This is a genomic window from Jiangella alkaliphila, from assembly GCF_900105925.1.
In the GTDB taxonomy this organism is placed as follows: Bacteria; Actinomycetota; Actinomycetes; order Jiangellales; family Jiangellaceae; genus Jiangella; species Jiangella alkaliphila.
In genome coordinates, this window is sequence record NZ_LT629791.1 from 2,685,032 (window position 1) to 2,710,261 (window position 25,230).

General features: G+C 73.2%; 26 protein-coding genes. 11 read left to right on the forward strand and 15 right to left on the reverse strand.

The annotated features are described in order from the left end of the window. The first annotated feature begins 1 nt into the window (after position 1). From dapE to BLV05_RS12545, 3 genes are all read left to right on the forward strand, one after another. Positions 2-1,162, forward strand: coding sequence for a succinyl-diaminopimelate desuccinylase (dapE, locus tag BLV05_RS12535; RefSeq protein ID WP_082155263.1), 1,161 nt, complete (start codon positions 2-4; stop codon positions 1,160-1,162). Between the two features lie 37 nt (positions 1,163-1,199). Next, positions 1,200-1,967: an LOG family protein gene (locus BLV05_RS12540; protein WP_046769167.1), complete on the forward strand. Its 768-nt coding sequence runs from the start codon at positions 1,200-1,202 to the stop codon at positions 1,965-1,967. Positions 1,968-2,069: 102 nt separating this feature from the next. Beyond that, the gene (locus tag BLV05_RS12545; RefSeq protein WP_046769090.1) at positions 2,070-3,497 is read left to right on the forward strand and encodes an APC family permease; all 1,428 of its coding nucleotides are present in this window, start codon (positions 2,070-2,072) and stop codon (positions 3,495-3,497) included. Here the strand turns inward: BLV05_RS12545 and BLV05_RS38190 are convergent. The 3 genes from BLV05_RS38190 to folP form a co-directional block, all read right to left on the reverse strand. After that, entirely contained in the window at positions 3,490-6,426 is a 2,937-nt protein-coding gene (locus BLV05_RS38190) for a helix-turn-helix transcriptional regulator (RefSeq protein WP_046769089.1), read from the reverse strand. The two genes, BLV05_RS12545 and BLV05_RS38190, sit on opposite strands and share 8 nt — an antisense overlap. Positions 6,427-6,517: 91 nt before the next feature. Then, positions 6,518-6,685 carry a hypothetical protein gene (locus BLV05_RS35755; RefSeq protein WP_157524245.1) on the reverse strand — a complete coding sequence of 56 codons (168 nt, stop codon included), beginning with the start codon at positions 6,683-6,685 and terminating at the stop codon, positions 6,518-6,520. Positions 6,686-6,864: 179 nt separating this feature from the next. Continuing rightward, on the reverse strand, positions 6,865-7,677 hold the full coding sequence (gene folP, locus BLV05_RS12555; RefSeq protein WP_046769166.1) for a dihydropteroate synthase: 813 nt from the start codon (positions 7,675-7,677) through the stop codon (positions 6,865-6,867). Between the two features lie 157 nt (positions 7,678-7,834). On the opposite strand from folP, the gene BLV05_RS12560 reads away from it, so the two are divergent. After that, positions 7,835-8,209: a DivIVA domain-containing protein gene (locus BLV05_RS12560; protein WP_046769088.1), complete on the forward strand. Its 375-nt coding sequence runs from the start codon at positions 7,835-7,837 to the stop codon at positions 8,207-8,209. Between the two features lie 63 nt (positions 8,210-8,272). Next, positions 8,273-8,719 (forward strand): SRPBCC family protein, encoded by a 447-nt coding sequence (locus tag BLV05_RS12565; protein WP_046769087.1) that lies wholly within the window; start codon positions 8,273-8,275, stop codon positions 8,717-8,719. An 8-nt stretch (positions 8,720-8,727) separates the two neighbouring features. On the opposite strand, the gene BLV05_RS12570 is transcribed toward BLV05_RS12565, so the two are convergent. From BLV05_RS12570 to BLV05_RS12580, 3 genes are read right to left on the reverse strand one after another with little or no spacing between them, the layout of a single operon-like run. After that, positions 8,728-9,315, reverse strand: a complete 588-nt coding sequence (locus tag BLV05_RS12570) for a DNA-3-methyladenine glycosylase I (protein ID WP_046769086.1) — start codon at positions 9,313-9,315, stop codon at positions 8,728-8,730. Next, complete coding sequence (locus tag BLV05_RS12575; protein WP_046769085.1) at positions 9,305-10,090, reverse strand: enoyl-CoA hydratase-related protein; 786 nt, start codon at positions 10,088-10,090, stop codon at positions 9,305-9,307. Before BLV05_RS12575 ends, BLV05_RS12570 begins: the two co-directional genes overlap by 11 nt. After that, a complete protein-coding gene (locus tag BLV05_RS12580; protein WP_046769084.1) occupies positions 10,087-10,893 on the reverse strand; it encodes a PaaX family transcriptional regulator in 807 nt (268 codons plus the stop codon). The genes BLV05_RS12575 and BLV05_RS12580 overlap by 4 nt, the downstream gene beginning before the upstream one ends. A gap of 194 nt (positions 10,894-11,087) precedes the next feature. Here BLV05_RS12580 and BLV05_RS12585 point away from each other — a divergent pair, with 194 nt between their 5' ends. The 3 genes from BLV05_RS12585 (at position 11,088) to BLV05_RS12595 (ending at position 13,296) form a co-directional block, all read left to right on the forward strand. Continuing rightward, the gene (locus BLV05_RS12585) at positions 11,088-11,255 is read left to right on the forward strand and encodes a DUF3117 domain-containing protein (RefSeq protein WP_069114398.1); all 168 of its coding nucleotides are present in this window, start codon (positions 11,088-11,090) and stop codon (positions 11,253-11,255) included. Between the two features lie 107 nt (positions 11,256-11,362). Further along, on the forward strand, positions 11,363-12,937 hold the full coding sequence (locus tag BLV05_RS12590; protein ID WP_046769083.1) for a leucyl aminopeptidase family protein: 1,575 nt from the start codon (positions 11,363-11,365) through the stop codon (positions 12,935-12,937). Positions 12,938-12,954: 17 nt separating this feature from the next. Continuing rightward, on the forward strand, positions 12,955-13,296 hold the full coding sequence (locus BLV05_RS12595) for a hypothetical protein (protein WP_046769082.1): 342 nt from the start codon (positions 12,955-12,957) through the stop codon (positions 13,294-13,296). A 422-nt stretch (positions 13,297-13,718) separates the two neighbouring features. Here BLV05_RS12595 and BLV05_RS12600 read toward each other — a convergent pair whose 3' ends face one another. Beyond that, positions 13,719-14,582 carry an alpha/beta fold hydrolase gene (locus tag BLV05_RS12600; protein ID WP_046769081.1) on the reverse strand — a complete coding sequence of 288 codons (864 nt, stop codon included), beginning with the start codon at positions 14,580-14,582 and terminating at the stop codon, positions 13,719-13,721. A gap of 69 nt (positions 14,583-14,651) precedes the next feature. Between BLV05_RS12600 and BLV05_RS12605 the strand changes: the two genes are divergently transcribed. Next, positions 14,652-15,329, forward strand: coding sequence for a winged helix-turn-helix transcriptional regulator (locus BLV05_RS12605; RefSeq protein WP_197683627.1), 678 nt, complete (start codon positions 14,652-14,654; stop codon positions 15,327-15,329). Here BLV05_RS12605 and BLV05_RS12610 read toward each other — a convergent pair. The 5 genes from BLV05_RS12610 to BLV05_RS12630 form a co-directional block, all read right to left on the reverse strand. After that, positions 15,301-17,577 carry an FdhF/YdeP family oxidoreductase gene (locus BLV05_RS12610; RefSeq protein WP_046769079.1) on the reverse strand — a complete coding sequence of 759 codons (2,277 nt, stop codon included), beginning with the start codon at positions 17,575-17,577 and terminating at the stop codon, positions 15,301-15,303. The two genes, BLV05_RS12605 and BLV05_RS12610, sit on opposite strands and share 29 nt — an antisense overlap. After that, complete coding sequence (locus BLV05_RS12615; protein ID WP_052762510.1) at positions 17,574-18,389, reverse strand: IclR family transcriptional regulator; 816 nt, start codon at positions 18,387-18,389, stop codon at positions 17,574-17,576. The genes BLV05_RS12610 and BLV05_RS12615 overlap by 4 nt, the downstream gene beginning before the upstream one ends. Before the next feature lie 9 nt (positions 18,390-18,398). Further along, positions 18,399-19,178 carry an iron-sulfur cluster assembly protein gene (locus tag BLV05_RS12620; RefSeq protein ID WP_046769165.1) on the reverse strand — a complete coding sequence of 260 codons (780 nt, stop codon included), beginning with the start codon at positions 19,176-19,178 and terminating at the stop codon, positions 18,399-18,401. Positions 19,179-19,246: 68 nt separating this feature from the next. Beyond that, positions 19,247-20,296 (reverse strand): amidohydrolase family protein, encoded by a 1,050-nt coding sequence (locus BLV05_RS12625; protein WP_046769077.1) that lies wholly within the window; start codon positions 20,294-20,296, stop codon positions 19,247-19,249. 10 nt (positions 20,297-20,306) lie between these two features. After that, positions 20,307-21,338: an NAD(P)-dependent alcohol dehydrogenase gene (locus BLV05_RS12630; protein WP_046769076.1), complete on the reverse strand. Its 1,032-nt coding sequence runs from the start codon at positions 21,336-21,338 to the stop codon at positions 20,307-20,309. Positions 21,339-21,485: 147 nt separating this feature from the next. Here BLV05_RS12630 and fdhD point away from each other — a divergent pair, with 147 nt between their 5' ends. Next, positions 21,486-22,286 (forward strand): formate dehydrogenase accessory sulfurtransferase FdhD, encoded by an 801-nt coding sequence (gene fdhD / locus BLV05_RS12635; RefSeq protein ID WP_172860634.1) that lies wholly within the window; start codon positions 21,486-21,488, stop codon positions 22,284-22,286. A gap of 8 nt (positions 22,287-22,294) precedes the next feature. Continuing rightward, a complete protein-coding gene (locus BLV05_RS12640) occupies positions 22,295-23,068 on the forward strand; it encodes a class I SAM-dependent DNA methyltransferase (protein WP_046769075.1) in 774 nt (257 codons plus the stop codon). Here the strand turns inward: BLV05_RS12640 and BLV05_RS12645 are convergent. The 3 genes from BLV05_RS12645 to BLV05_RS12655 all read right to left on the reverse strand — a co-directional run bounded on the left by BLV05_RS12645 (position 23,061) and on the right by BLV05_RS12655 (position 25,222). Further along, entirely contained in the window at positions 23,061-24,332 is a 1,272-nt protein-coding gene (locus BLV05_RS12645) for a type II toxin-antitoxin system HipA family toxin (protein ID WP_046769074.1), read from the reverse strand. The genes BLV05_RS12640 and BLV05_RS12645 overlap by 8 nt on opposite strands. Further along, positions 24,325-24,609 (reverse strand): helix-turn-helix transcriptional regulator, encoded by a 285-nt coding sequence (locus BLV05_RS12650; RefSeq protein WP_046769073.1) that lies wholly within the window; start codon positions 24,607-24,609, stop codon positions 24,325-24,327. The genes BLV05_RS12645 and BLV05_RS12650 overlap by 8 nt, the downstream gene beginning before the upstream one ends. Before the next feature lie 103 nt (positions 24,610-24,712). Further along, positions 24,713-25,222 (reverse strand): GNAT family N-acetyltransferase, encoded by a 510-nt coding sequence (locus BLV05_RS12655; protein ID WP_046769072.1) that lies wholly within the window; start codon positions 25,220-25,222, stop codon positions 24,713-24,715. Between the last annotated feature and the right edge of the window lie 8 nt (positions 25,223-25,230).

The window sequence follows — 25,230 nt, forward strand, 5'->3', positions numbered from 1 at the left end:
GATTGTGGGCACTCTCCTGGACCTCGACCTCCCCGCGCCGGAGCTGACGGCGCACCTGTGCGACCTCGCGTCCCCGAGCGGCGAGGAGGGTCCGCTGGCCGACGCCGTCGAGGCCGCGCTGCGCTCCGTCGGGCATCTCAGGGTCGACCGCCACGGCGACACCGTCGTCGCCCGCACGGCGCTGGGCCGGCCGACCCGCGTCGTCCTGGCCGGTCACCTCGACACCGTGCCGGTCGCCGGCAACCAGCCCACCCGGCTCGACGGCGGCGTGCTCTGGGGCCGCGGCACCGTCGACATGAAGGGCGGGGTCGCGGTCGGGCTGCGGCTGGCCGCGCACGTCCCGGCGCCGGTCAGCGACGTCACCTACGTCTTCTACGACAACGAGGAGGTCGAGGCCGAGCGCAACGGCCTCGGCCGCGTCGCGCGGGAGCACCCCGACTGGCTGGCGGCCGACTTCGCGGTGCTCATGGAGCCGACGTCGGCGGCCGTCGAGGGCGGCTGCAACGGCACGCTGCGGGTCGCCGTCGAGCTCACCGGCACCGCCGCCCACAGCGCCCGCTGGTGGATGGGCAGCAACGCCATCCACGCGGCCGGTCCGGTGCTGCGGCGGCTGGCCGACCACCAGCCGGCCACGGTCACCGTCGACGGCCTCGACTACCGCGAGGGGCTCAACGCCGTCGGCATCAGCGGCGGCATCGCCGGCAACGTCATCCCGGACCGCTGCGAGGTCACCGTCAACTACCGCTTCGCGCCCGCGAAGACCGAGGCCGAGGCGTTCGACCACGTGCGGCAGGTGCTCGACGGCTACGACGTGCGGCTGCTCGACACCGCGCCCGGCGCCCGGCCCGGCCTGGACCGCCCGGTCGCCGCCGCGTTCGTCGCGGCCGTCGGCGGCGAGCCGCGGGCCAAGGTCGGCTGGACCGACGTCGCCCGGTTCGACGCGCTCGGCGTCCCGGCGGTCAACTACGGCCCCGGCGACCCGCAGCTCGCGCACGCCGACGACGAGCGCGTCGACGTGGCTGAGATCGTCACCTGTGAGACACGGCTGCGGGCGTGGCTGACTACCCTGGCGCCAGTGGAGGGCCGCGCACACCGGCGAGGACTGGGGGCCGGAGGCTCCCACGAGTCGTCGGTCGAGAGCGAGAGGGACTGGAGCGAGTGAGCATGGCGTGCGTGGCCCGACCGGTGTGGTGTCGCTGATGACGGGACAAGAGGAGTTCGAACGGCCGCCGGAGCAGCACTCCGGGCCGGTGATCAAGCGAGGGAAACAGTACGACGTGACGACGACCGACCAGCGGCTGCTCGACACCGCCGGCCCCACCGACTGGGTGCACACCGACCCCTGGCGCGTCCTGCGCATCCAGTCCGAGTTCATCGAGGGCTTCGGCGCGCTCGCCGAGCTCGGCTCGGCCATCAGCGTGTTCGGCTCGGCCCGAACGCTGCCCGACGACCCGTACTACGAGCTGGCCGTCGAGCTCGGCGCCCGGCTGGTGGGCGCCGACTACGCCGTCATCACCGGCGGCGGCCCGGGCATCATGGAGGCCGCCAACAAGGGCGCCCACGAGGCCGGCGGCACCTCCGTCGGGCTGGGCATCGAGCTGCCGTTCGAGCAGGGCATCAACGAGTACGTCGACCTCGCGGTGAACTTCCGCTACTTCTTCGCCCGCAAGACCATGTTCGTCAAGTACGCGCAGGGCTTCGTGGTGTTCCCCGGCGGCTACGGCACGCTCGACGAACTGTTCGAGGCGATGACGCTCGTCCAGACGCACAAGGTGACCGCATTCCCCATCATTCTGGTCGGTGAGTCGTACTGGAAAGGGCTCGTCGACTGGCTTCGTGACACGCTGGTCGCGGAGAAGAAGATCTCGGCTGTCGACACCGACCTTCTCACCGTCACCGACGACCTCGACCAGGTGATGTCCGTGCTGGCCAGGGCCGAGGAGACGCGCCGGGCGGCGGGCCGCTAATAGCGCCGGAATTCCCACATTCCGGGCACTGAGTTGCCGCGTCGATGCTTGCGCCGCACACCCTCCAAGAGGTAGACCAAGGCAACCGATTGGAGGCGGCACATGGCAGATGCGCCCGTGCAGACCGGAGAGGCTCCTCGCCAACCCGCGGAACAGCCCAGCCTGAAACGGGTGATGGGCCCGAGCCTGCTGCTGTTGTTCGTCGTCGGCGACATCCTCGGCACCGGGGTCTACGCGCTCACCGGCCAGGTGGCCGCCGAGGTGGGCGGGGCGGCCTGGCTGCCGTTCCTGGTCGCGTTCATCGTGGCCATCCTCACCGCGTTCAGCTACCTCGAGCTGGTGACGAAGTACCCGCAGGCCGCCGGCGCCGCCCTCTATACACACAAAGCGTTCGGCATCCACTTCGTGACGTTCATCGTCGCGTTCACGGTCATGTGCTCGGGCATCACGTCGGCGTCGACGGCGTCGCGCGCGTTCGCGTCGAACCTGTCCGAGGCCTTCGACGTCGAGCTGAGCACCGGCGTCGGCATCACCGGCGTCGCGCTGCTGTTCATCCTGCTGGTCGCGGCGGTGAACTTCCGCGGCGTCGGCGAGAGCGTCAAGGCCAACGTCGTGCTCACCTGCGTCGAGCTGACCGGCCTGCTGATCATCATCATGATCGGCCTGTGGGCCATCGGCGGCGGCGACGCCGACCTGTCGCGCGTCACCGAGTTCGACACCCAGGGCCAGGGCGTGTTCGGCGCGGTCACCGCGGCGACGGCGCTGGCCTTCTTCGCCATGGTCGGGTTCGAGGACTCCGTCAACATGGCCGAGGAGTGCAAGGATCCGGTGCGGATCTTCCCCAAGGTCATGCTGACCGGCCTGATCATCACCGGCATCATCTACGTGCTGGTCGCGATCTCCTCGGTCGCGCTGGTCCCGGTCGACCAGCTCGGCGAGGGCGACACCCCGCTGCTCCAGGTGGTCGAGGCCGGCGCGCCCGGCTTCCCGTTGAAGATCTTCGCCTTCATCACGATGTTCGCCGTCGCCAACTCCGCGCTGATCAACATGCTGATGGCCAGCCGGCTCGTCTACGGCATGAGCCGCGAACGGGTGCTGCCCGGGCCGCTGGGCCGGGTGCATCCGGGCCGGCGCACGCCGTGGGTGGCGATCATCTTCACGACGGTGCTGGCGGTCGGCCTCATCACGTTCGTCGGCGAGGTCCCCGCGCTCGGCGGCACGACGGCGCTGCTGCTGCTCGCGGTCTTCTCGGTCGTCAACGTCGCCGTGCTGGTGCTGCGGCGCAACCCGGTCGAGCACAAGCACTTCCGCACGCCGACGGTCATCCCGATCATCGGCGCCATCACCTGCGCCTACCTGGCCACGCCGCTCACCGGCCGCGACAACGAGCAGTACCGCATCGCCGGCATCCTGCTGGCCATCGGCGTCGTGCTGTGGTTCGTCACGTGGCTGGTCAACCGGCGGCTGCACCGGTCGCAGGGCGATATGGAAGACCCCGAGAACCTGGGCATCGGTGGCCCGGTCAACTGACGCTACGAGCGGCTGGATCGTCCAGCAGTCCCTCGCGGTGCGCGCGGGCCGCGGCCTCGCCGCGGCCCGACACGCTCAGCTTGGCCAGGATGTTCGACACGTGCACGCTGGCGGTCTTGGTGCTGATGAACAGCTCCTCGCCGATCTGCCGGTTGCTGCGCCCGGCCGCGACCAGGCGCAGCACCTCGCGCTCGCGGTCGGTCAGCGCCGGGAACGACGCGGCGGCCTGGCCGTCGGGCGTGGACGGCGCCAGGCCCAGCCGGGCGCGGCGCACGAGGTCGTCGATCCAACGCCGGATCAGCCCGGCCCCGAGCCGGTCGGCCTCGTCGGCCGCCCGGCGCAGCGGCTCCGCGGCGGCGGTGCGGTCGCCGAGCAGGACGTACGCCTCGCCCAGCCGGTAGCCGGCGAATGGCCGCAGGTGCGCCGGGCCCTCGGCGGCCTCGACCGCGTCCAGCGCGGCGCGCCAGGCGTCCGGCGCCGGTCCGTCCAGGCTGCTGAGATGGGCGCGGACCATCGGCGTCCAGGCCGGCGCCGGTCCCCAGTCGCCGATCGGCTCCAACCGGCCGCGCAGCCAGTCGGCATCGGCCTCGACGTCAGCCTCGACGTCGGCGCGGGCGCGCGCCTCCAGCGCCCAGCCGGCCGCCCCGAGCAGCGGCAGCTCGTAGCCGTACTGCTGGCCGGGCGACGCGTCGACGGCGGCGCGGATGAGCTGCCAGGCGAGGTCCGGCTCGCCGCGGCCGAGCGCCGCCTCGGCGGCCGCGCGGGTCGCCGGCAGCACGTACTGGGGCCCGGGGTCGTGGCCGGCCAGCCGGTCGTGCACCAGCGCCGCGAACCGCGACGCGGCCTCGGCGTCGCCGCGCCACAGCGCCAGCCACGACCGCAGCACGGACAGGTGCCAGACGTGCCGACCGGGCGGATCGAGCTCGAGGGCTCGGACGATGACCTTGTCGGCCTCGTCCCAGCGGCCCAGCGCGAGCAGCGGCTCGGCGGCGTTGCCGGCCAGCATGGTCCCGAGCGTGCGGGCCAGGCCGACCGCCCCGGCGCGGTCGATGCCCTGCTCCGCGACCTCCTCGGCCTCGCCGTACCGGCCGAGCAGGTGCAGCGAGTCGGACATGTTGATGTGGTAGCTGACCAGCCACTCCGGCCGCTCGCCGGCCAGCCGCTGCGCCGTCTCCAGCGCCTCCATGCCCTCGTCGACGTGGCCGGAGTGCACCAGGCACGGGCCGAGCACGACGTACGCGCGGAACTCCGACTCGGCCTCGCCGGTCTGGTGGGCCAGCGCGGCGGCCTCGCGGCCCAGTGCGACGGCGTTCGCCTGCCGGCCGTCCATCATCAGCCGTGAGACGTACTTCTGCAGCAGCCGGGCCCGCCGCGGCGTGGGCGGGTCGGCCGGGATCAGCGCCAGCGCCCGCTCGACCTCCGCGGTGGCGCCGGGCCGCCCCAGCTCGCTGAGCAGGCTGCCGCGGAACCCCAGCAGCCGGGCGATGCGGCCGGGGTCGACGGCGTCGGCGGCGGCCCGGACCTCGGCCAGGGCGGCGTCGACCAGCGCGAGGGCGCGGTCCAGCTCGCCGGCGTTGTTCGCGGCGGCGGCGGTGCGGGCCAGCAGTTCGGCGTGGTCGAAGCCGGCCTTCGCCGCGGCCTCGGGGATCTGGTCCCACAGCTCCAGCGCGCGTTCGAAGTTGCGCTGCGCCTCGCCGTATGCGGACAGCGAGCGCGCCTCGGCGGCCGCCTGGAGCGAGGCCGCGAACGACTTCTCGTGCTCGTGGGCGCAGAACCAGTGGTGCGCCGCCTCGGCGGTGACCGCCCGGCGCGGCACGGCGCCGGACTCCAGCTGACGTTCCAGCGTGGCCGCGTAGAGCGCGTGCAGCCGGGCGTGCTCGCCAGGCAGCAGGTCGGCGTGGACGGCCTCGCGGACCAGCGCGTGCCGGAACGCGTAGCCGTCGCCGTCGACCCGCAGTACGTTCGCCGACACCGCCTCGCGCAGCGTGCGGTCCAGCGCGTCCGCGTCGACCGCCGCGACGGCGGCCAGCAGGTCGTGCCCGACCCGGTCGTTGCCGACCGCGAGCAGCCGCACCAGCCGCTGAGACTCGTCGGACAGCTGCTCGACCCGGACGAGCAGCAGGTCGCGCAGCGACTCCGGCAGCGACGTGCCGTCGTCGAGGTCGGACAGCTGCTCGACGAAGAACGGCACGCCCTCGCTGCGGGCGTGGATGCGGCGGACGGCGTCGACCGGCGGCGGCGCTCCGGCCAGACCGGTGAGCTGCTCGGCGACCTCGTGCTCGGTCAGCCGCGGCAGGTCGATGCGGTGCACCGTCCGGACCCGTTCCAGCTCGGCCAGCAGCTGCCGGAGCGGATGGTCGCGGGACAGCTCGTCGCTGCGGTAGGTGCCGACGATGAGCACGCGGGCGCTGCCCAGCGCGCGGACCGCGAACCCGAGCAGCTGGCGGGTGGCGCGGTCGGCCCAGTGCAGGTCCTCGAGCACCAGCACCAGCGGGCGGTCGGCGGCGACGTGCTCGAGCAGCCCAGTGACCGCCTCGAAGACGCGGCCCTGGCTGGTGCCGGCCGGCTGGTCGCCGTCGTGGGGGAGGTCGGGCAGCAGGCTGGTCAGCGCGGCCCGTCCCGGGCCGGCGGCGGCCAGCAGCGCGTCGGCGCCGAGCTGACCGGCCAGCTCGCGCAGCGCGCCGGTGATCGGCGCGTACGCCAGCCCGTCGCCGCCGAGGTTCACGCACTGGCCGACGATCACCCGGGCGCCGCCGCGTTCGGCCTCGGCCGCGAACTCCGTCACCAGCCGGGTCTTGCCGACGCCGGCCTCACCGCCCAGCACCACGGTGACCGGGACGCCGCCGGTGGCAGAGGCCAGCGCCGACCGCAGGCCGTCGAGCTGGTCGCTCCGGCCGACCATCGCGGGACTCGTCGCTGCCAGTGCCATGGTTCCATCCTGCTACGCCGGGGCGCCCGGGGACGAGTGCGGCCCCGGTGTCCTGGGCGGACACCGGGGCCGGAGTGGTGGGATGCTGTGGTCAGACCGCGTGGCGGCCGGGCAGGTGGCGGACCACCCACGTCGACCGGCGGGCCGGGCGCTTGGTGCCGCGGCGGGCGGTACGGGCGAGGCGATCTGCGTCGGCCTCGGCCCGCAGCCGACCCGCGCGCTCCTCGTGGACGAGCTGGGCGACATACGTGTCGTTCATGACCGGACCTCTCGTTGGTGCTTCCTCTTGCTGACACTGACGAGTCTGGTCCGTAAGGGGTGGTCGCCGCATGCGGCGTCTGCCGCATCTTCCCAGGTGAATGGGGCCTTACTCGGTGCCTGAGGGCCGTCTGAGGGGGCCTGAGGGGCCGGTTCGGTGCCCTGAGGTGCCCTCAGGCCTCAGGTGAGGCCGCGCAGCGGGGCCGACGGCGGCCGGTCGCCGCGGATCGACGCGACCATGTCGAGCACCTGCCGGGTCGCGGCGACGTCGTGGGCGCGGAACACCCGGGCGCCGTGCCAGGCCGAGACGGCGGTGGCCGCGAGCGTGCCGGCCAGCCGCTCGTCGACCGGCAGGTCCAGCGTCTCGCCGACGAAGTCCTTGCGCGACAGGCTGACCAGCACCGGCCAGCCGGTCGCCACCAGCGCGTCCAGCCGGCGGGTCAGCTCCAGGGAGTGGAAGGTGTTCTTGCCGAAGTCGTGCGTCGGGTCGATGAGGATGCTCTCGCGCGGGACGCCCAGCGCCGCGGCCCGCTCCGCCTGCGCGACGGTGTGCGCGACCACGTCCGCGACGACGTCGTCGTACCGGACCCGGTGCGGCAGGCTGCGTGGGCGCAGGCCGCCGGTGTGGCTGCAGACCAGCCCGGCGCCGTGCCGCGCGGCGACGGTGGCGACGTCGGGGTCGGCGCCGGCCCAGGTGTCGTTCACGAGGTCCGCGCCCGCCTCGCACAGCGCGTCCGCTGTCCGGGCCCGGTAGGTGTCGACGCTGACGACGACCTGCGGGTAGGTCTCGCGGATCGCGCCGACCAGACCCGCGACGCGGTCGATCTCCTCGTCCTCGCTGACCGGCTCGCCCGCGCCGGCCTTCACCCCGCCGACGTCGACGATGTCCGCGCCCTCGGCCACCACCTGCTCCACCCGCCGCCACGCGCGGTCGAACGCGAACGTCGCACCCTGGTCGTAGAACGAGTCGGGGGTGCGGTTGACGATCGCCATGACGGCGAACCGTCCGGCCGGGAACGTCAACCGGCCCAGGCGCAGGTCACCCACAGGACTCCTCGGATCGGGTCGCGACAGGTCGCCAGTAAGCCTCGCACGCCGTGTCGCCAGGTGTGGCGCGGAGGCGGAACGCCGGACGTGGCACCCTTGAGGCGTGTTCGTCGTCTTCGTGATCGTGGCCGCGGCCGTGCTGTTCGGCGCGGTCCTGCTGGTGCTCGGCCGCGGCGACGTGCTGCAGGTCGAGGTGACCGGCGGCACGGCCCACCTGCTACCCGACGGCGCCGTCGGCTCCGACGACGTCGCCGAGCTGCGCTTCTCCGTGGTCCAACGCGGCTACCGCATGGACCAGGTCGACACCGTGCTCGACCGGCTGCAGCGCGAACTGGCCTGGCGCGACCACCGGCTGGGCGAGCTGGAGTCGCGGGTCCCCGGCCTGGGTGGCGCGGCCCCGATGCGGCCCGCCGCCGAGGCCGAGCCGCTCCCGCGCCGCCGTCCCGCCCACCCCGGCGACGTCGCCGACGGTGGCTGAGCCTGCGCGAGCTGGGCGGTGCGCGGTGAAGGGTGGAGCAGGGCACGACCGGCGGCGCCCGCGATGACCGCCGACCTCGCGGTGTCCCGCCGGGTCGCCGTCCCCGCCGACGTCGCCTGGCACGTCCTCACCGACTGGGCCGGGCAGGGCGCGTGGATGCCGCTGACCCGGGTCCGCGTGCTGGGCGCCGGCGACGGCCGCGAGGTGGGTGCGCGGCTGGAGGCCTGGACCGGTCTCGGGCGGGCCGGGTTCCTGGACACGATGGTCGTGACCTCCTGGGACCCGCCGCACCGGTGCGAGGTGCTGCACACCGGCCGGCTGGTGCGCGGGCCGGGCATCTTCGCCGTGCGCCCGCTCGGCCCGGACGCGTGTGCGGTGACCTGGGAGGAGCGGCTGGACCTGCCGTTCGGCGCGGCCGGGCGGGTGGGCTGGCTGATCGTGCGGCCCCTGGTGCGGTTCGGTCTCGGCGTGGCCCTGCGCCGCTTCGCCCGCTTCGTCGAACGCGCCTGACCCGGGGGTCAGCGGGCGACGCAGCCGGCGAGGTGGTCATTGACCAGACCGCACGCCTGCATGGCGGCGTACGCCGTGGTCGGGCCGACGAAGACGAAGCCGTTCTTCTTCAGGGCCTTCGCCAGCGCCGTGGACTCGGGGGTGACCGCGGGGACGTCGGCCAGGGACGTGGGCACGGGGCGGCCGTCGGGATCGGGGGCGAACGACCAGATGAGCCGGTCCAGCCCGCCGTCGCCGTCGGTGTCCTGGAGCGCGACCAGGGCGCGGGCGTTGGCGATGGCCGCGGCCACCTTGGCGCGGTTGCGGACGATGCCGGTGTCCTGCATGAGGCGAGCCTCGTCGTCGGCGCCGAAGGCGGCCACGGCGGTGGCGTCGAAGTCGGCGAACGCCGCGCGGAAGCCGTCGCGCTTGCGCAGGATCGTCAGCCACGACAGCCCGGACTGGAACGCCTCCAGCGTGAGCCGCTCGTAGAGGGCGGCGTCGCCGCGGACCGGGCGGCCCCACTCGTCGTCGTGGTAGGCGAGGTAGTCGGGCGTGCTCAGGCCCCAGGGGCAGCGCGCCTTGCCGTCGGGACCCTCGACGAGGTCACTTGCCACGGAACACCGCCGGCCGCTTGGCCAGGAACGCCTCGACGGCGGCGCGGTGGTCGTCGGACTCGCCGGTCCAGCGCATCATGTCGGCCTCGTGGTCGAGCGACTCGTCGAGGCCGTGCGTGGCCGAGAACTCCAGCGCTCGCCGCAGCGCCGCGTAGGCCAGCGTGGGGCCGGCGGCGAACCCGCGGGCCAGCTCCATCGCCCGCGGCAGCACCTCGGCGGCGGCGACGACCTCCGTCGCCAGCCCCAGCGTCAGGGCCTCGCCGGCCGGCACGGTGCGCGGCAGGAACAGCAGCTCGCGCGCCTTCGCCCAGCCCACCAGCCGGGGCAGCGTCCACGACGACCCGGTGTCGGACGACAGCCCGATGGCCGCGAACGCGAGGTTGAAGCCCGCGGAGTCGGCGACGATGCGAAGGTCGCAGGCGAACGCGTACGACGCGCCCGCGCCGGCCGCGACGCCGTTGACGGCGGCGAGCACCGGCTTGGGCATGGTGAGCAGCGCCTTGACGGTCGGGTTGTAGTGCTCGCGCACGGTGGCGTCGAGGCCGGAGTCGCCGGACTGGAGCGCCTGCGCGTGCTCCTTGAGGTCCTGCCCGACGCAGAACGCGCGGCCGGCGCCGGTGAGGATGACGGCGCGGACGGCGTCGTCGGAGGCGGCGGCCAGCACGACGTCGCGGAGCGCGACCTTCGTGACGGTGTCGAGGCTGTTCATGGCCTCGGGCCGGTCGAGCGTGATGACGCCGACGCCGTCGTCGACCTCGTAGCGCACGGGGCTCACTGGTCACCTTCCTTGGGGGATCCGGCGGAGAGGCACGCGTCGACGAACCGGCCGGCGGCGGGCTGCAACCGCGCGGCGTGCTGGTCGAAGAACGCGGCTGCGTCGTCGCCCGGCCAGACGGCGGGCAGCAGCTCGCGCGGCAGGCCGGGGTCGGTGAACAGGAACTTGCGCCACTCGTGCACGAGCCGGCTGCGGGCGGCGAACGCCTGCTCGTCGCTGGGCCGGGCGGGCAGCGACTCGAGCAGCCCGCGGGCGTCGGCCAGCCAGCGCAGGTAGGACCGGCCGACGGCGTCGAGGTCCCACGCGCGGCGCACCAGCTCGGCGTCGTCGCCCTGGTGGCGGGCGCTGAACCGCTCGGCCCGCAGCTCCTCGGCGTCGAGCAGCGACGCCAGCTCGGGCGACGGGCGGGCGGCGATCCAGGTGCCGTCGCCGACCGGCGCGTAGCCGAGGTAGGCCAGCCCGTTGCGCAGCCGCTCGCGGGCGGCGCGTTGCGCGGACCGTTCGGGCACGACGACGTGCCAGCGGCCGTCCCAGTCGCCACGGCCGTTGGTGCGGTAGATGCGTGCGGCGGCGTCCTCGAGGCGGTGGTCGGCCCGCTCGGTCAGCTCGTAGCCGGGCGAGCCGTCGATGCGCACCGGGCGCAGCCAGCCCTGTTTGACCATGCGCGACACGGCCGTGCGCACCGCCGGCGCGGCGATGCCGAGCGGGGCGAGCAGCCGCACCAGTGCGGCGACCCGGGCCTCGCCGCCGCGCGAGCGCACGTGATCGCCATAGAGGTCGAACAGGGCGGATCTGGCGTTCACAGCTCACCATCCTGCCAGCCCGCACCGACAGCCACGTCGGCCGATCCTGGATCGCCAGGTGAGGACATACCGACCGCGGTCTCCCCGCGACGACCAACATGCGGGATAATGACCTCCATCGTGACGCACACGGCTGGTGCTCCCTGGCCATCAGGGGGTTTGGGTGTGCGCCTGAAGAAGGAAGGGGTGCGCGGATGGCGGCGATGAAGCCGCGGACTGGCGATGGGCCGCTCGAGGTCACCAAGGAGGGTCGCGGCATTGTCATGCGTGTCCCGATCGAGGGTGGCGGTCGTCTGGTCGTCGAGCTCACTGCTGACGAGGCCGGCGCGCTTGGTGATGCGTTGAAGGATGTCGTCGGCTGACGTGTCGTTACCGTGAGCATTGAATAGGTGCCCTCGTCCGGCGCCTGTGGCGCTGGGCGGGGGCATTACTCTGCCCCGAGGACCGGGAGACAGGACGAGGAGTAGGCGTGTCGGCTGAGAGCACTGTTCGCCCCACCGAGGTCATGGTCGACGCCCGGCCGCTGCTGGACGCCGAGGCCGGCGTGCTGGCGCTGGCCGTGTGGCCCGACGACGCACCTGGCCCGGACGGCGGCGACGGCGACGGCTCGCCGTGGATCGGTCCCGGCGGCGCCGAGGTGGCCGACGCGCTCGGGCTCGACCTGTTCGCCGCGCTCGAACGCGACCGCGGCTCCGGCAAGGCCGGCGAGGTCGTGTCCGTCCCGGTGTACGCCGAAGGCCGCGGCGCCGGCAGCGTCGACGGCGAGGTCGACGTCGTCCGGGTGCTGCTGGTGGGCCTGGGCGACGGGTCGGCGGCGGCGTACCGGAAGGCCGGCGCTGCGCTGGCCCGCGCCGCGCGCGGCACCGACCGGCTGGCCTCCGCCGTCACCGCGACCGCCGACGACGCCACCACCCGCGCCTTCGTCGAGGGCGCCGTCCTGGCCACGTACGCGCTCGGCGGCTTCCGCGACAAGCCCGCCCCGGCGGCGAAGCGGCCGCTCGGCACGCTGGTGCTGGCCGGCGACGGCGCCCGCGCGGACGTCGTCGCCGCGGCTGTCGCGGTCGCCGGGGGGAGCTGGACCGCCCGCGACCTCGCGCAGACCCCGTCGAACGTCAAGGACCCGGAGTGGCTGGCAGAGCAGGCCCGCCGCATCGGCGCCGAGCACCGCCTCGACGTCAGGGTGCGCGACGAGAAGGCGCTGGCCGACGAGGGCTTCGGCGGCATCCTGGCGGTCGGCCAGGGGTCCGAGCGGCCGCCGCGGCTCATCGCGCTGCGGTACGAGCCGCCGAAGGCCGGCCGCGGCACGCCGCACGTCGTGCTCGTCGGCAAGGGCATCACCTACGACTCCGGCGGCCTGTCGCTGAAGCCGCGTGAGGGCATGGTCCCGATGAAGACGGACATGACCGGCGGCGCCGTCGTCATGGGTGTGCTCTCGGCCGTCCGCGAGCTGGGCGTCGCCGTCCGCGTCACCGGACTGGTCGCCGCCGCCGAGAACATGCCCGGCGCGGGAGCGCAGCGGCCCAGCGACGTCATCCGCCAGTACGACGGCACCACGGTGGAGGTGCGCAACACCGACGCCGAGGGCCGCCTGGTGCTGGCCGACGGCATCGGCTATGCCGTCGCCGAGCTGGAGCCGACGGTCATCGTCGACGTCGCCACCCTCACCGGCGCCGCCACGACGGCGCTCGGCCGCGGCCTCGGCGCGCTGTACTCGCCGTCGGACGAGCTGGCCGCCGCGCTGCGCTCGGCCGGCGAGGCCGCGGGGGAGCGGCTGTGGCGGCTGCCGCTGGTCGAGGACTACCGGTTCGGGCTGGAGTCCTCGATCGCCGACGTCTCGCACATCGACACCGAACACCTCGGCGGCGGGTCGATCATCGCGGCGCTGTTCCTGCAACGCTTCGTCGGCGACCTGCCGTGGGCGCACCTCGACATCGCCGGCCCGGCCCGCGCCGAGTCCGACAAGCTCGAGCTGACCAAGGGCGGGACGGGGTTCGGCGTGCGGGCGCTGCTGTACTGGCTCGAGGCCGGCGCGCCGGTCGCCTGACACCTCCGGGAGGACCCATGTACGGACTGAGTGTGCGCTGGTCGCTGGCCGAGGCGCCCGACGGCGTCGACGCGGCGCTGCGCGAGTACGTCCACGACACCTCGCTGGCCCGGTTCACCGGCATGGACGGGCTGCGGTTCAAGACCTGGCGTACACGGCCGGGCGAGTGGTTCGAGGGCACCTACGTCTTCGAGACCGCCGCCGCCCGTGACGCCTTCGCCGCGTCGTTCGCCGAGGTCGCCGCGGAGTCGCCCGGCTCGAAGCTGATCGGCTCGGCGCCGGTCCTGCAGGAGCCGTTCGACGTCGTCGCGGTCGCTGAGGGCGGCTCCGGCTTCGCCGCCGGCCCGGGGCCTGCATAGACGCGTTCGCCGAGTTGGCCGGGGGTTGCCACGTTGGCCGTCCCCCTGCTCCCCGCCCGTTTCACCAGCACGAGCGTGCGTCCTCACCCGTCACCGAGACACCTCACCCGCCACAAGGCCACACCCAGCACCAAATCCGGCCACCATCCGGTCCTCACACGAGTGAGGTACTCCCCACACGAGTGAGGACCGTCGCCACACCCCCCGGGGGTCCCCTGACAGCTGCCCGTTCTCAGGCCGGGGACGCGCGGGTCGAGTCTGGGCACACCTCGATGACGCCTGGCGTGGTTTCGGTGTGACATTGGCGTCCCTGACCCGAGTTGATCATGGAGAAGGTCGGCCCTGGTAGCGCTCGGAAGCCGACCTTCTCCATGATCAACTCGACGCCGGGGACGGCCAACTCGGCAGGCCAGCGGCGAACCTCACCCGCGATTGGTGTGGGCGACGACCTCGGCGATGACGGTGTCCCAGACGGCCCGCGGCGGGTACTGGTGACCCATGCCGGTCAGCGGGACCAGCCGCGCACCGGGGATCTCGCGGGCCAGCGCCTCGCCGTGCGGGAACGGCAGCAGCGGGTCGGCGGTGCCGTGCAGGACCAGCGTCGGCGCGGTGATGTCGGCCAGCTGGTGGCGCTCGAGCCCGCCGCCCTCGAGGATCCAGTGGTTGGTCTGGCTGGCGGCGACGTCGGTGGTGCGGTCGTACATGCGGGTGGCGACGTCGCGTTCCCCCGCGAGGTCGGGCGGGAGGTCGCCGTCGAACAGCCGCAGACCTTCGAGCAGCGCCTCGATAGAAGCGCCGCGGTCGGACCAGTCCGGGCCGGGCTCCTCCGACGCGAACATCGCGGCGAGCTGGGGCGACATGGGCGGCAGGTCGTCGCGGCCCGGCCCGCCCGGGCCGGTGGGGCTGGTCGACTGCAGGGTCAGCGACAGCACCCGCCCGGGGTGGTCGACGGCGATCTGCTGGGCGATGCCGGCGCCCATCGAGATGGCGTAGAGGTGCGCGGACGCCACGCCGTACCCGTCCAGCACGGCCAGTGCGTCGCTCACCAGGTCGTCACCCGTGTAGCCCGGCGCGCCGGCCGGATACGCCGTCGACCGGCCGGTGTCGCGGAAGTCGTACCGGATGACGAACCGGCCGGCGTCGGCCAGCCGCGCGCAGAACTCTCCCTCCCAGTAGTCCATGGACGCGGCCGCGCCGCCGATCAGCAGGATCGCCGGGTGGTCCGGCGAGCCGAAGGCCTCGGCGCACACCTGTGCGTCGCCGGCCGGGATCATCCGCTCGGTCATCGTCCGCTCCCTTGAACTATGGAAAAGATAGCGAGTACTATTCTTTCCATAGTTTCAGAGGAGGCGCAAGTGACCCGGACTTACGGCGAGGGCTGTCCCATCGCCCTCTCGCTCGACATCGTCGGCGAGCGCTGGGCCCTGCTCGTCGTTCGTGAGCTGCGGCTCGGCCCGCGTCGCTACACCGATCTGCAGCAGGCGCTGCCCGGCATCACGCCGGCGGTGCTGTCGAAGCGGCTCAAGGAGCTGGAGGAGTACGGCGTGCTGCGCCGCCGCGAGCTGCAGCCGCCGGCCGCCGGCCGAGCGTACGAGCTGACGGAGTGGGGCGCCGGGCTGGAGCCGGTGTTCCAGGCGCTGGCCCGCTGGGGCGTCCGGTCGCCGGTGCTACCGCTGACCGGCGAGGTCAGCGCCGACTCCGTCATGCTCGGCCTGCGCACCTTCTTCGACGGCGACGGCGGGCCGCGCGAGCCGTGGACGGCGAGCTACGAGATCACGCTGGACCGCGACGTCTACCGGCTGCGGGTCGAGGACGGCCGGCTGACCGAGCTGGCCCGCGGCACCGCGGCCGCCGCGCCCGACGTCGTCGTCCGGACGACGAAGGCGGCCTGGCAGGCGGTGCTCGACGGCGAGGAGCCGCTGGCCGACGCCGTCGCCGCCGGCCGGCTGACGGTGACCGGCGACCACGACGCGCTGCGGCGGCTGGCCGACGCTCCGCGGAAGATCAGGCCGACGCCGGCTCCAGCCGGATGACCACCGACTTCGACGCCGGCGTGTTGCTGACCTCGGCGGTGTGGTCCAGCGGTACCAGCACGTTGGTCTCCGGGAAGTACGCGGCCGCGCAGCCCGGCGCCGTCGGGTAGGACACCACCCGGAACGACGCCGCGCGGCGGTCGCCGTCGGTCCACTCGCTGACGAGGTCGACCATGGCGCCGTCGGCGATACCGAGCTCGGCGAGGTCGGCCGGGTTCACGAACACCACCCGGCGGCCGTCGCGGATGCCGCGGTAGCGGTCGTCGAGGCCGTAGATGGTGGTGTTGAACTGGTCGTGCGAGCGGACCGTCTGCAGGATCAGCCGGCCCGGCGGCACCCGCAGCACCTCCAGCTCGTTGACGCTGAACTGTGCCTTGCCGCTGGCCGTCGGGAAGGACCGGGAGTCGCGCGGCGGGTGCGGCAGCACGAATCCGCCGGGGACGGCGACGCGCGCCTCGTAGTCGTCGAACCCCGGGATCACGCGGGCGATCCGCGACCGCACCGTCGCGTAGTCGGCCGCGAATGACACCCACGGGACCGGGCCGGAGTCGCCGAACACCCGCCGGGCCAGCCCGGTGACGATCGCCACCTCGCTGCGCAGCTGGTCAGACGCGGGCTTCAGCGTGCCGCGCGACGCGTGCACCGCGCTCATCGAGTCCTCGACGGTGACGAACTGCTCGCCGCCGGCCTGGACGTCGCGCTCGGTCCGGCCCAGGCACGGCAGGATGAGCGAGCGCCGTCCGGGCAGCGTGTGCGACCGGTTCAGCTTGGTCGACACGTGCACCGTCAGCGGCACCGACTGCAGCGCGGCCGCCGTCAGCTCGCTGTCGGGCGTGGCCGCGGCGAAGTTGCCGCCCATGGCCATGAACACCTCGACCCGGCCGTCGCGCATCGCCCGGATGGAGTCGACGGTGTCGTGGCCGGGCCGCCGCGGCGCGGTGATGCCGAACTCGGTCTCGAGCGCGTCGAGGAACGTGGCCGGCGGCTTCTCCCAGATGCCCATCGTGCGGTCGCCCTGCACGTTGCTGTGCCCGCGGACGGGGCACGCGCCGGCGCCCGGGCGGCCGATGTTGCCGCGCAGCAGCAGGAAGTTGACGATCTCGCGGATGGTCGGGACGGCCTTCTTGTGCTGCGTCAGGCCCATCGCCCAGCAGACGATGACGCTCTCGGCTCGCTGCACCTCGGCGACGAACGCCTCCAGGCCCTGTTTCGGCAGGCCGGTCGCCGCCGCGACGTCGTCCCAGTCCAGCTTCTGCCAGGCCACGGCGGCGTCGTCGTAGCCGGTCGTGTACTCGTCGACGAACGCGTGGTCGACGGCGCCGGCGTCGACCAGCAGGCGGTTGACCGCCTGGAAGAACGCGAGGTCGCCACCGAGCCGGACCTGCAGGAACAGGTCGGACAGCAGCGTGCCGCGGCCGACGACGCCGCGCACCTTCTGCGGGTTCTTGAACGTGTGCAGGCCGGCCTCGGGCAGCGGGTTGATCGCGACGATGCGGGCGCCGCGCCGCTTGGCCTCCTCGAGCGACGTGAGCATGCGCGGGTGGTTGGTGCCCGGGTTCTGCCCGACGATGACGATGAGGTCGGCGTGGTCGGTGATGTCGGTGAGCGAGACGCTGCCCTTGCCGACGCCGATCGTCTCGGACAGCGCCGCGCCGGACGACTCGTGACACATGTTGGAGCAGTCGGGCAGGTTGTTCGTGCCGAGCGTGCGGGCGAACAGCTGGTAGAGGAACGCGGCCTCGTTGCTGGTGCGCCCGGACGTGTAGAAGACGGCGTCGTCGGGGCTGTCGAGGCCGGTGAGCGCGTCGGCGACGATGCCGAACGCGGCGTCCCAGCCGATCGGCCGGTAGTGGGCGTCGCCGGCGTCGCGCAGCATCGGCTGGGTCAGCCGGCCCTGCTGGCCCAGCCAGTGGTCGGAGTGCCTGGCCAGCTCGGCGATGGGGTGCGCGGCGAAGAACGCGGCGTCGACCCGGCGGACCGTGCTCTCCTCGGCGACCGCCTTCGCGCCGTTCTCGCAGAACTCCACCAGGTGCGGCTTGCCCGGCTCGGGCCAGGCACACCCGGGGCAGTCGAAGCCGCGCTGCTGGTTGACCAGCCGCAGCGTCTTCACGCCGCGGCGGACGCCGGCCTGCTCGAGCACCGAGGCCAGCCCGTGCACGACGCCGGGGAGCCCGGCCGCGCTCTTGGCCGGCGGGCCGACCCGGAGTCCGGCCTCGTCGTGGTCGTCGTTGGGCGCCGGTGTGGTCATGAACCGACGGTAGCGCTCGGCGCCCGCCGGTGGGCAGCCCGCAGCGCCCTCGTGACCCGGCCGGCGCCGGTGCGGATGGCCCGCTCGATGTCCCAGCGCCGGGCCTGGAACTCCGGCGACGGCAGCGAGACCGCGACCGAGCCGATGACCTCGCCGCCGGGGGAGCGCACCGGCGCCGCCATGCACGACAGCCCGGCCTGCAGCTCGCCGATCTCGAGCGCGACGTTGGCCTCGCGCACGTGCGACAGATGCCGTTCCAGCTGGTCGGGCTGGACGATCGTGGAGCGCGTCAGGCCGGCCATGCCGGCTTGGTCGAGATAGCCGTGCAGCTGGTCGCGGTCCATGCCGGCCAGCATGACCTTGCCGAACGCCGTGGCGTGCGCGGACTCGTCGAACCCGACGTCGAGCAGCTGCACCCGGCGGCGGCGCTGGGAGTCGGCGACGTGCGCGATGACGATGCCGGCCTCGCGGAACACCGCGTAGTAGGCGGCGGCGTCGGCCTCGTGGTGCAGCGCCCGAACCGCCGCCGCGACGTCATCCTCGACGGCCAGCTGACGGTGCAGCGCGCGGTCCAGCCGGCGCACGCCGTAGCCGAGCGCGTAGCGGTGCTCGCTGGCGAGGTGGACGACGTAACCGCTGTCGATCAGGGTGCTGAGCAGGTGGTAGGTGGTCGGGAGGGCGAGCCCCAGCTCGCCGGCGATGTCGCGGGCCGTGACGCCCCGCGGGTCGGAGGCCACCACCTCGAGGACCCGCAGCGCCTTCGCCACCGAGGCGATGGTTCCCGGTGAGGACCGCACCATTGCCTGTCCCATTCACCCAGCCTAACGGCCATATCGCGTGCTGAGGAGACCGCGGCAGAACCCGGCGTTCCCCTCGATGCTGATCCGGGTGGTGCGGGCCAGCCGCAGCCGTAGCGGCAGCGCATCGGCCGGGATCGGCGCACCCTCGTCGTCGACCAGCAGCGGCGCGTCGTCGCCGTCCGGAAGACCCAGCCGGGACCGCCGCCGGCGCAGCCGGGTGACGTCGCCGGCGTCGCCCAGCCGCGCGGCGGCGAGGTCGGTGCCGGCGCTCGCCAGCCGCGACGCGACCCGCTCCTGTTCCGCGGCGTGCGCCTTGCGCCAGAAGGTGACCCGCAGCTCCTGCAGCTCCCCGTCGGCCATGACATTCGAAGGTGGGTCTGGGCGATGCTGTCCTGGACCATTCTGCTGATCTGCTCCCTGCACCGACGACTCGAAGGGACCTCCGGCCCCCTCTCGCCGGTCGGTCTCGCCCGGCCCCACCTGGCCCTCGAACGCGGCGGCGAACCCGTCGCCGACGGCCACCCCGCCGTTGATCTCGTCCGCCGCGAAATGGTCCTCCAGCCGCACGTCGACTGCGTCGACGCCGGGCACCGCGCGGGCGGCCTCGTAGGCGTCGGCGACCATCAAGTAGGCGAAGTTCGGCGCGCAGAAGTACGTCGGCAGCCGCAGCCTGATGTGGGCGACGCCGTCCTCGACGCTCACCGCCGAGACGAAGCCGAGCTCGGTCACCGGCTCGTCCAGCTCCGGGTCGACGACGGTGTCCAGCGCGCGCCAGACCGCCGGCTCCGGGCCGGCGGCGATGTGACCGCCGGCCCGGGCGGCGTCGGCGGCCGCCGGGGGGCTGGCAGCACGCGACGCGGTGGTGGTGTTCACGGCGCGACCGGGGCGACCGGCGCCGGTTCGGAACCGATCGCCTCGTCCGACTCCACGGCGTCGGGCAGCCGCAGCTCGGCTGGGACGTCGATGTCGTAGAGCCGGGCGGCGTTCAGGCCGAGGATCTTCTTCTTGATCTCCGGGGTCAGCATGCCGTACTCGGACTGCAGGTCGTCGGGGATCTGGAAGTCGACGAACCGCTCGATCAGCCACCTCGGCGTCCAGATGGCGTAGTCGCTGGCGAACGTGATGCGGTCGGCGCCGATCCAGTAGAGCAGCTCGCCCAGCACCTGGGCGAAGTACCGCGGCCGCGAGTGGATGAACGGCATCGCGACCGCCAGCCCGCCGTACACGTTCGGCTCCTGCGTGGCGATCCAGCAGAAGTCCTCCAGCCGCGGCAGCCCGCAGTGCTCGACGATGAACCGCAGCTCCGGGAAGGCCGAGGCGACGTCGTCCACGTCGGCGACGTCGAACGCGTCGCGGTTGAGCGGGTAGATCGTCGGGCCCTTGTGCACGTGGATGTTGCGGATGCCCAGCTGCTGGCAGCGTTCGAGGTACCGGTACGACCACGGGTCGGACAGCTTCCAGCCCTTCGAGTCGCCCTTCCACTCGGCGGTGTAGAGCTTGACGCCCTGGAGCTGCCAGCGCTCGGCCAGCTGCTCCAGCCGGGCCAGTCCGGCCTCGCCGTCGCGCGGGTCCCACGAGCCGTTGACGATGAACCGGCCCGGGTGCCGTTCGGCCAGCGCGCCGTCCTGCTCGGTGGTGTTGAACCCGTTGACGAAGAAGTCGGTGAGGTAGGTCGGCTGGAAGATCGCCTTGTCGACGTAGCCCTCGTCGAACAGGTCGTGCATCACCTGGTCCTCGGTCTGGCGCTGGAAGTGCTCCAGCGACCACACCTGGTCCTCGGGGCTGAGGTTGCGGTGGTAGTCGTAGAAGCAGTTGAGGAAGCCCTCGCCGTACCGGTTGGCCTGGTTGGCCGGGGTGCCGTCCCAGAAGTGGATGTGGCTGTCGACGACGAAGTAGTCGTGGCCGTCCTTGCTGTACATGCCTGTCTCCTCACAGCGCCGGGACGAGGATGGCCCGGCCGCCGGGGACCAGGCCGTTGTCGAGGTCCGACAGCGCTCGCAGTACGTCGTCGAACGCGTAGAGCTTTGTGTGCAGCCTGACCTTCCCCCGGGCGGCCAGCACCATCAGTTCGTCGAGGTCGTTGTAGGAGCCGACGAGGTTGCCGATCACGTTGATCTCCCGCGAGATCAGCTCGATCGTCGGGACGTCGACGTGCCCGCCGTAGCCGATGACGAAGTACGAGCCGGCCCGCCGGGTCATCGCGACGCCGGCGGCCTCCGTGCCCTTCTCGCCGACGAAGTCGAACACGACGTGGGCGCCGCCGCCGGTGAGCTCGAGCACCTCGGCGACGTGGTCGCCGCCGGATCGGACGGTGTGGTGCGCGCCCAGCGCGGCGGCCAGCTCCAGAGCCTCCGGCGACAGGTCGACGACGGTGACCTCGGCCGCCGTCGTGGCGAGCAGCGTCTGCAGCCCGATGTGGCCGAGCCCGCCCGCGCCGACGACGACGGCGTGCGTGCCCGGGTGCAGCAGCGGCCACGCCTTGCGCACCGCGTGGTACGCCGTCAGGCCCGCGTCGGCCAGCGCCGCGACGTCGCGCGGCGCCAGGCTCGCGTCCAGCCGCACCACCGACCGGGCGCCGGTGAGCAGCAGCTCGGCCATGCCGCCGTCGCAGTCGATGCCGGGGAAGCGCGAGCTCTCGCAGTGCACGTCGTCGCCGCCGCGGCAGGCGCGGCACAGCCCGCAGGTGACCAGCGGGTGCAGGATGACGCGGTCGCCCGCGCTGACGTTGGTGACGGCGGGCCCGATGTCCACGACGGTGCCGGCGTTCTCGTGCCCGATCGTGTAGGGCAGCGCGACACCGCTCTTCTCCGCCCACTGGCCCTCGACGATGTGCAGGTCGGTGCGGCAGACGCCGGCCGCGTCGACCCGGACCAGCACGTCGAACGGCTCGCTCGGCGCCGGCTCGGGCACGTCGTCGATCGATGGCTCCTTGCCGTATCCGTGGACGCGGACCGCTCGCATCGGCACCCTCTCCCTCGTCGCTGCGTTGCGCCGGTGCCAGGCAATCTGCCGTCTCCGGCGTCAGATTGGGAACGGTGCTTATCGGATGGCGATAAGTGGGTAAGAAAGAGGGGGACGGGGGCCGACTCCGGACCTTACGGTGGTGTCATGGGCCAGATGACGACGCGACGGCCGGTCCTCCGGTTGCGGCCAGGCCGGTCGGCCGAGCGCCCCGACACGCTGGCGGTCGAGGAGCCGCTGCTGGTCCGCGTCAGCGACCACATCCTCACGTCGACCATGCGCACCCCCGGGCACGACTTCGACCTCATCGCCGGCTGGCTCAACGCCGAGGGCGCCATCGGCGACCGCACCGACGTCGCCGGCATGAAGGAGTGCGTCGACGAGCCGAACACCATCGAGGTGACCCTCGCCCACGGCGTCGAGCCACCGCGCCCCCGGGCGTTCGAGACCACCAGCGCCTGCGGCGTCTGCGGCGCCGACCGCGTGGTCGACGTCCGCGCCTCGCTGCGCTGGCGGCTCACCGACGACCCCACCCGTGTCGACGTCGCGGTCCTGTCCGCGCTGCCCGACCGCATGCGCGGCGAGCAGCGGGTGTTCGACCGCACAGGTGGCCTGCACGCGGCCGGCCTGTTCACCGCCACCGGCACGGTGGTGACGGTCCGCGAGGACGTCGGCCGCCACAACGCGGTCGACAAGGTCATCGGCTCGGCGCTGATGGCCGGGCTGCTGCCGCTGGCGGGGCACGTGCTGCAGGTCAGCGGCCGGGCGTCGTTCGAGCTGGTCCAGAAGGCGGCCGCTGCCGGCATCCCCGTCCTGGCCGCCGTCTCGGCACCGTCCAGCCTCGCCGTCGACCTCGCCGACGAGTGCGGCCTCACCCTGGTGGGCTTCGTCCGCGGCGGCGGCATGAACGTCTACACCCACGCCGACCGCGTCCGCGTCGCCGTCTGAGCCCGCACGTGGCGGAGACGCACTTCGACGACTGGGTGGCGCTGCGGTACGAGCGGCTGTGGCCCGAGCTGTTCGAGCCCGGGGCGATCGAGCCGGTCGTCGACGTGCTGGCCGGCCTGGCCGGCGACGGCCCGGCGCTGGAGCTCGGCGTCGGGACCGGGCGCATCGCGCTGCCCCTGAGCCGCCGCGGCGTCGACGTGCACGGCGTCGAGCTGTCGCCCGCCATGGTCGAGCGGCTGCGCGCGCAGCCCGGCGCGGACGCCGTCGGCGTCACGGTCGGCGACTTCGCCCGCGTGACGACGGGTCGCACGTTCGCGCTGGTCTACCTGCTGCGCAACACGATCACCAACCTGACCACGCAGGACGAGCAGGTCGAGTGCTTCCGCACCGCGGCCGCGCACTTGGCGCCCGGCGGCCGGTTCGTGGTCGAGAACTACGTGCCCGAGCTGCGCCGGTTGCCGCCGGGCGAGACCATCCATGTGTTCGCCCGGACGCCGGACCACCTCGGCTTCGAGGAGTACGGCGACCATGTCGCCCAGGTCGCGGTCTCGCACCACTACTGGACCGTCGACGGCGAGCTGCGGACGTTCTCGTCGCCGCACCGCTACGTCTGGCCGTCGGAGCTGGACCTCATGGCCCGGCTGGCCGGCCTGACGCTGTCGGATCGGTGGAGCGACTGGCAGCGCACCCCGTTCACCGGCGACAGCCGCGCCCATGTCTCCGTCTGGGCCAAGCCCAGCGGTCAGGGGACCCGGTCGCGCAGCTTGCCGCTGATCAGATGAGACGACGCTTCTCGGCGTGGCCGGACACCAGGTCAGCGAGGTATGTCGCGGGTTCGCGCAACGAGGGTGGCACGGCCGACTCGCGCGCCGCTCGATCGAAGGCCGCGGGAACGGTGTCGTGCAGGTGCTCGAACCTGCTGAGAGCCTCGTCGGCGGCGATGCCGAGCTTCCCGGCGACCTGGATCCAGTCCTTGCGCGACACCAGGTCCAGCTCCCAGGTGTCGCCGATCTTCATGGCGGACCGGTGACCGTAGCGGTCGCCGTACGGCAGCACGGTGGCGACGTCGTAGAGCGGGCCGAGCTGTGCCCGCGACCCCGCGCCGAGCAGCAGGGAGTAGTTCTTGGCGTGCGCGTCGGTGGCACCGATGAGCACGTTGAAGACGAGTGCGTCGAAGAACCGGCGTGCGCTGGCCTGCCGATCGGCGGCTGCGAGGCTCCGGAACAGCTTGGCGATGTCTGCGACACCCGGCCCGCCGTCGCTCTGGTACTTCCGGCTCGGGTGCACTGCCAGTGCCTGGCACAGATCCTCTTGGTGCAGCCGCACCCAGCGTCCGTCCGCCCGCGTCCGGTCGTAGCGATGGGACACCAGGACCTCGAGGTCACCGCTGGTGATGAGCTCGGTCTCGGCCGCTGGGAGCCCGCTCAGGCGAGCCGCCCGCAGGCACAAGTGCTCGTTCAGGTGATGGTGGCGGAGCCCGGGGATCGACGGCTTGAGGATATGAGTGGTGGGTGTGGAGTCGGCCGGGATGCCCCAGTGGCCGTCCGGGCCACGGAACAGTGCGACCTTGGTCTGCGCACCCGCGAGGCTCCAGCGACCGGTGTCGCGGCCGGGATTCCAGTCGGCCGGATGCTCGGCGAGGCCGGCCAGGACGGCGTGAGCGTCGTCGTCGGTCAGCCACCGGATGTCGCCCTGTCCAGTGGCCGCGTCTGTAGACGCCGTGCCTTCCGGGAGCACCTGCACGGAGCCAGCCGCATCCATGCCGACGTGGGCGAGGAGCGCGAAGGGGTTGCGCGGTGACACGCCGTACTCGCGCCCCCACCGCTCGAGGGTGGGCTCGCTGTCCGGCAGCAGGCCGGCGAGATAGGCGCCGACCGCCTTGGGTGGATGGCTGGATCGGCCGATGGGCATCGACAGGGACAGCGGGATCGCCGCAGGCGACGCGTAGTCGTCGTGGTAGGAGAAGCCGAGGCGGCCGTTCCCGTTCTGGACCAGTGTGCCGACCGGTGTGCCGTCGAGGTAGACGGCCAGTCGTCGATCAGCCATGGTCAGGCCCCTCCACCAGGCCGCCGAGCACCTGGCCGAACGGATCGTCGTCGGCCGTCGGCCCGCCGTCAGCGTCGGAGACCTCGACGGCGACTCCGGCCGCCGCGAGTGCGTCGAGGACGAGTTGCGCCTCTAGCCGGGGGTGGCCGCGCTCCAGCCGGACCACCCAGTCGCGGGAGATGCCGACCACCTGGGCCAGTTCGGCCTGGGTCATGCCGCGGCGGCGCCGGGCCTCGCGGGCCACGGCGCCCAGGTCGCGAACGGTGCGGGCTCGCATGGCACGCCTCCTCTGATGTGGTCGTTCGGCAACATTAGCAGATGTCGTCGAACGACAACATCGTGCGATGTGGTCGAACGGCCACATCGAGCGGGATCGGCGGTCAGCTCGCGGGGACCCAGTAGCGCAGCTTGCCGTGCCGCTCGTCCTCGAAGACGCCGTCTGCGGCCTCGATGACCTTGCGGGACGCGACGTTGTCGACGTCGCAGGTGACGAGGACGGGGTCGATGCCCAGCTTGGCCGTCCAGGGCATCGCCTGCTGCAGCATCGCGGTCGCGTGGCCGCGGCGCCGCGCCGACGGGCGGACGTCGTAGCCGATGTGGCCGCCGTAGTCGCGCAGCCACGGGGTCAGGTGGTGCCGGATCGACAGCCGGCCGAGGAAGAGTGGGCCGTCGACGTACCAGAGGTGGGTCGAGGGGACCATGCCGCGCGAGCGCGGGGCGTCGTCGCGCTCGTCGTCGATCTGCCGGCGGACGTAGGCGGCGAACCCCTCGGGCCGGACCATGTCGGCGAGCTGCAGGTCGTCGGCCCAGCGCGGCTCGTAACCGGGCTCGCCGACGGCCTCGAGCCACGATTCGTGGACCTCGACTGTGGGGCGAACCAGTTCCGGCACGAGACCTA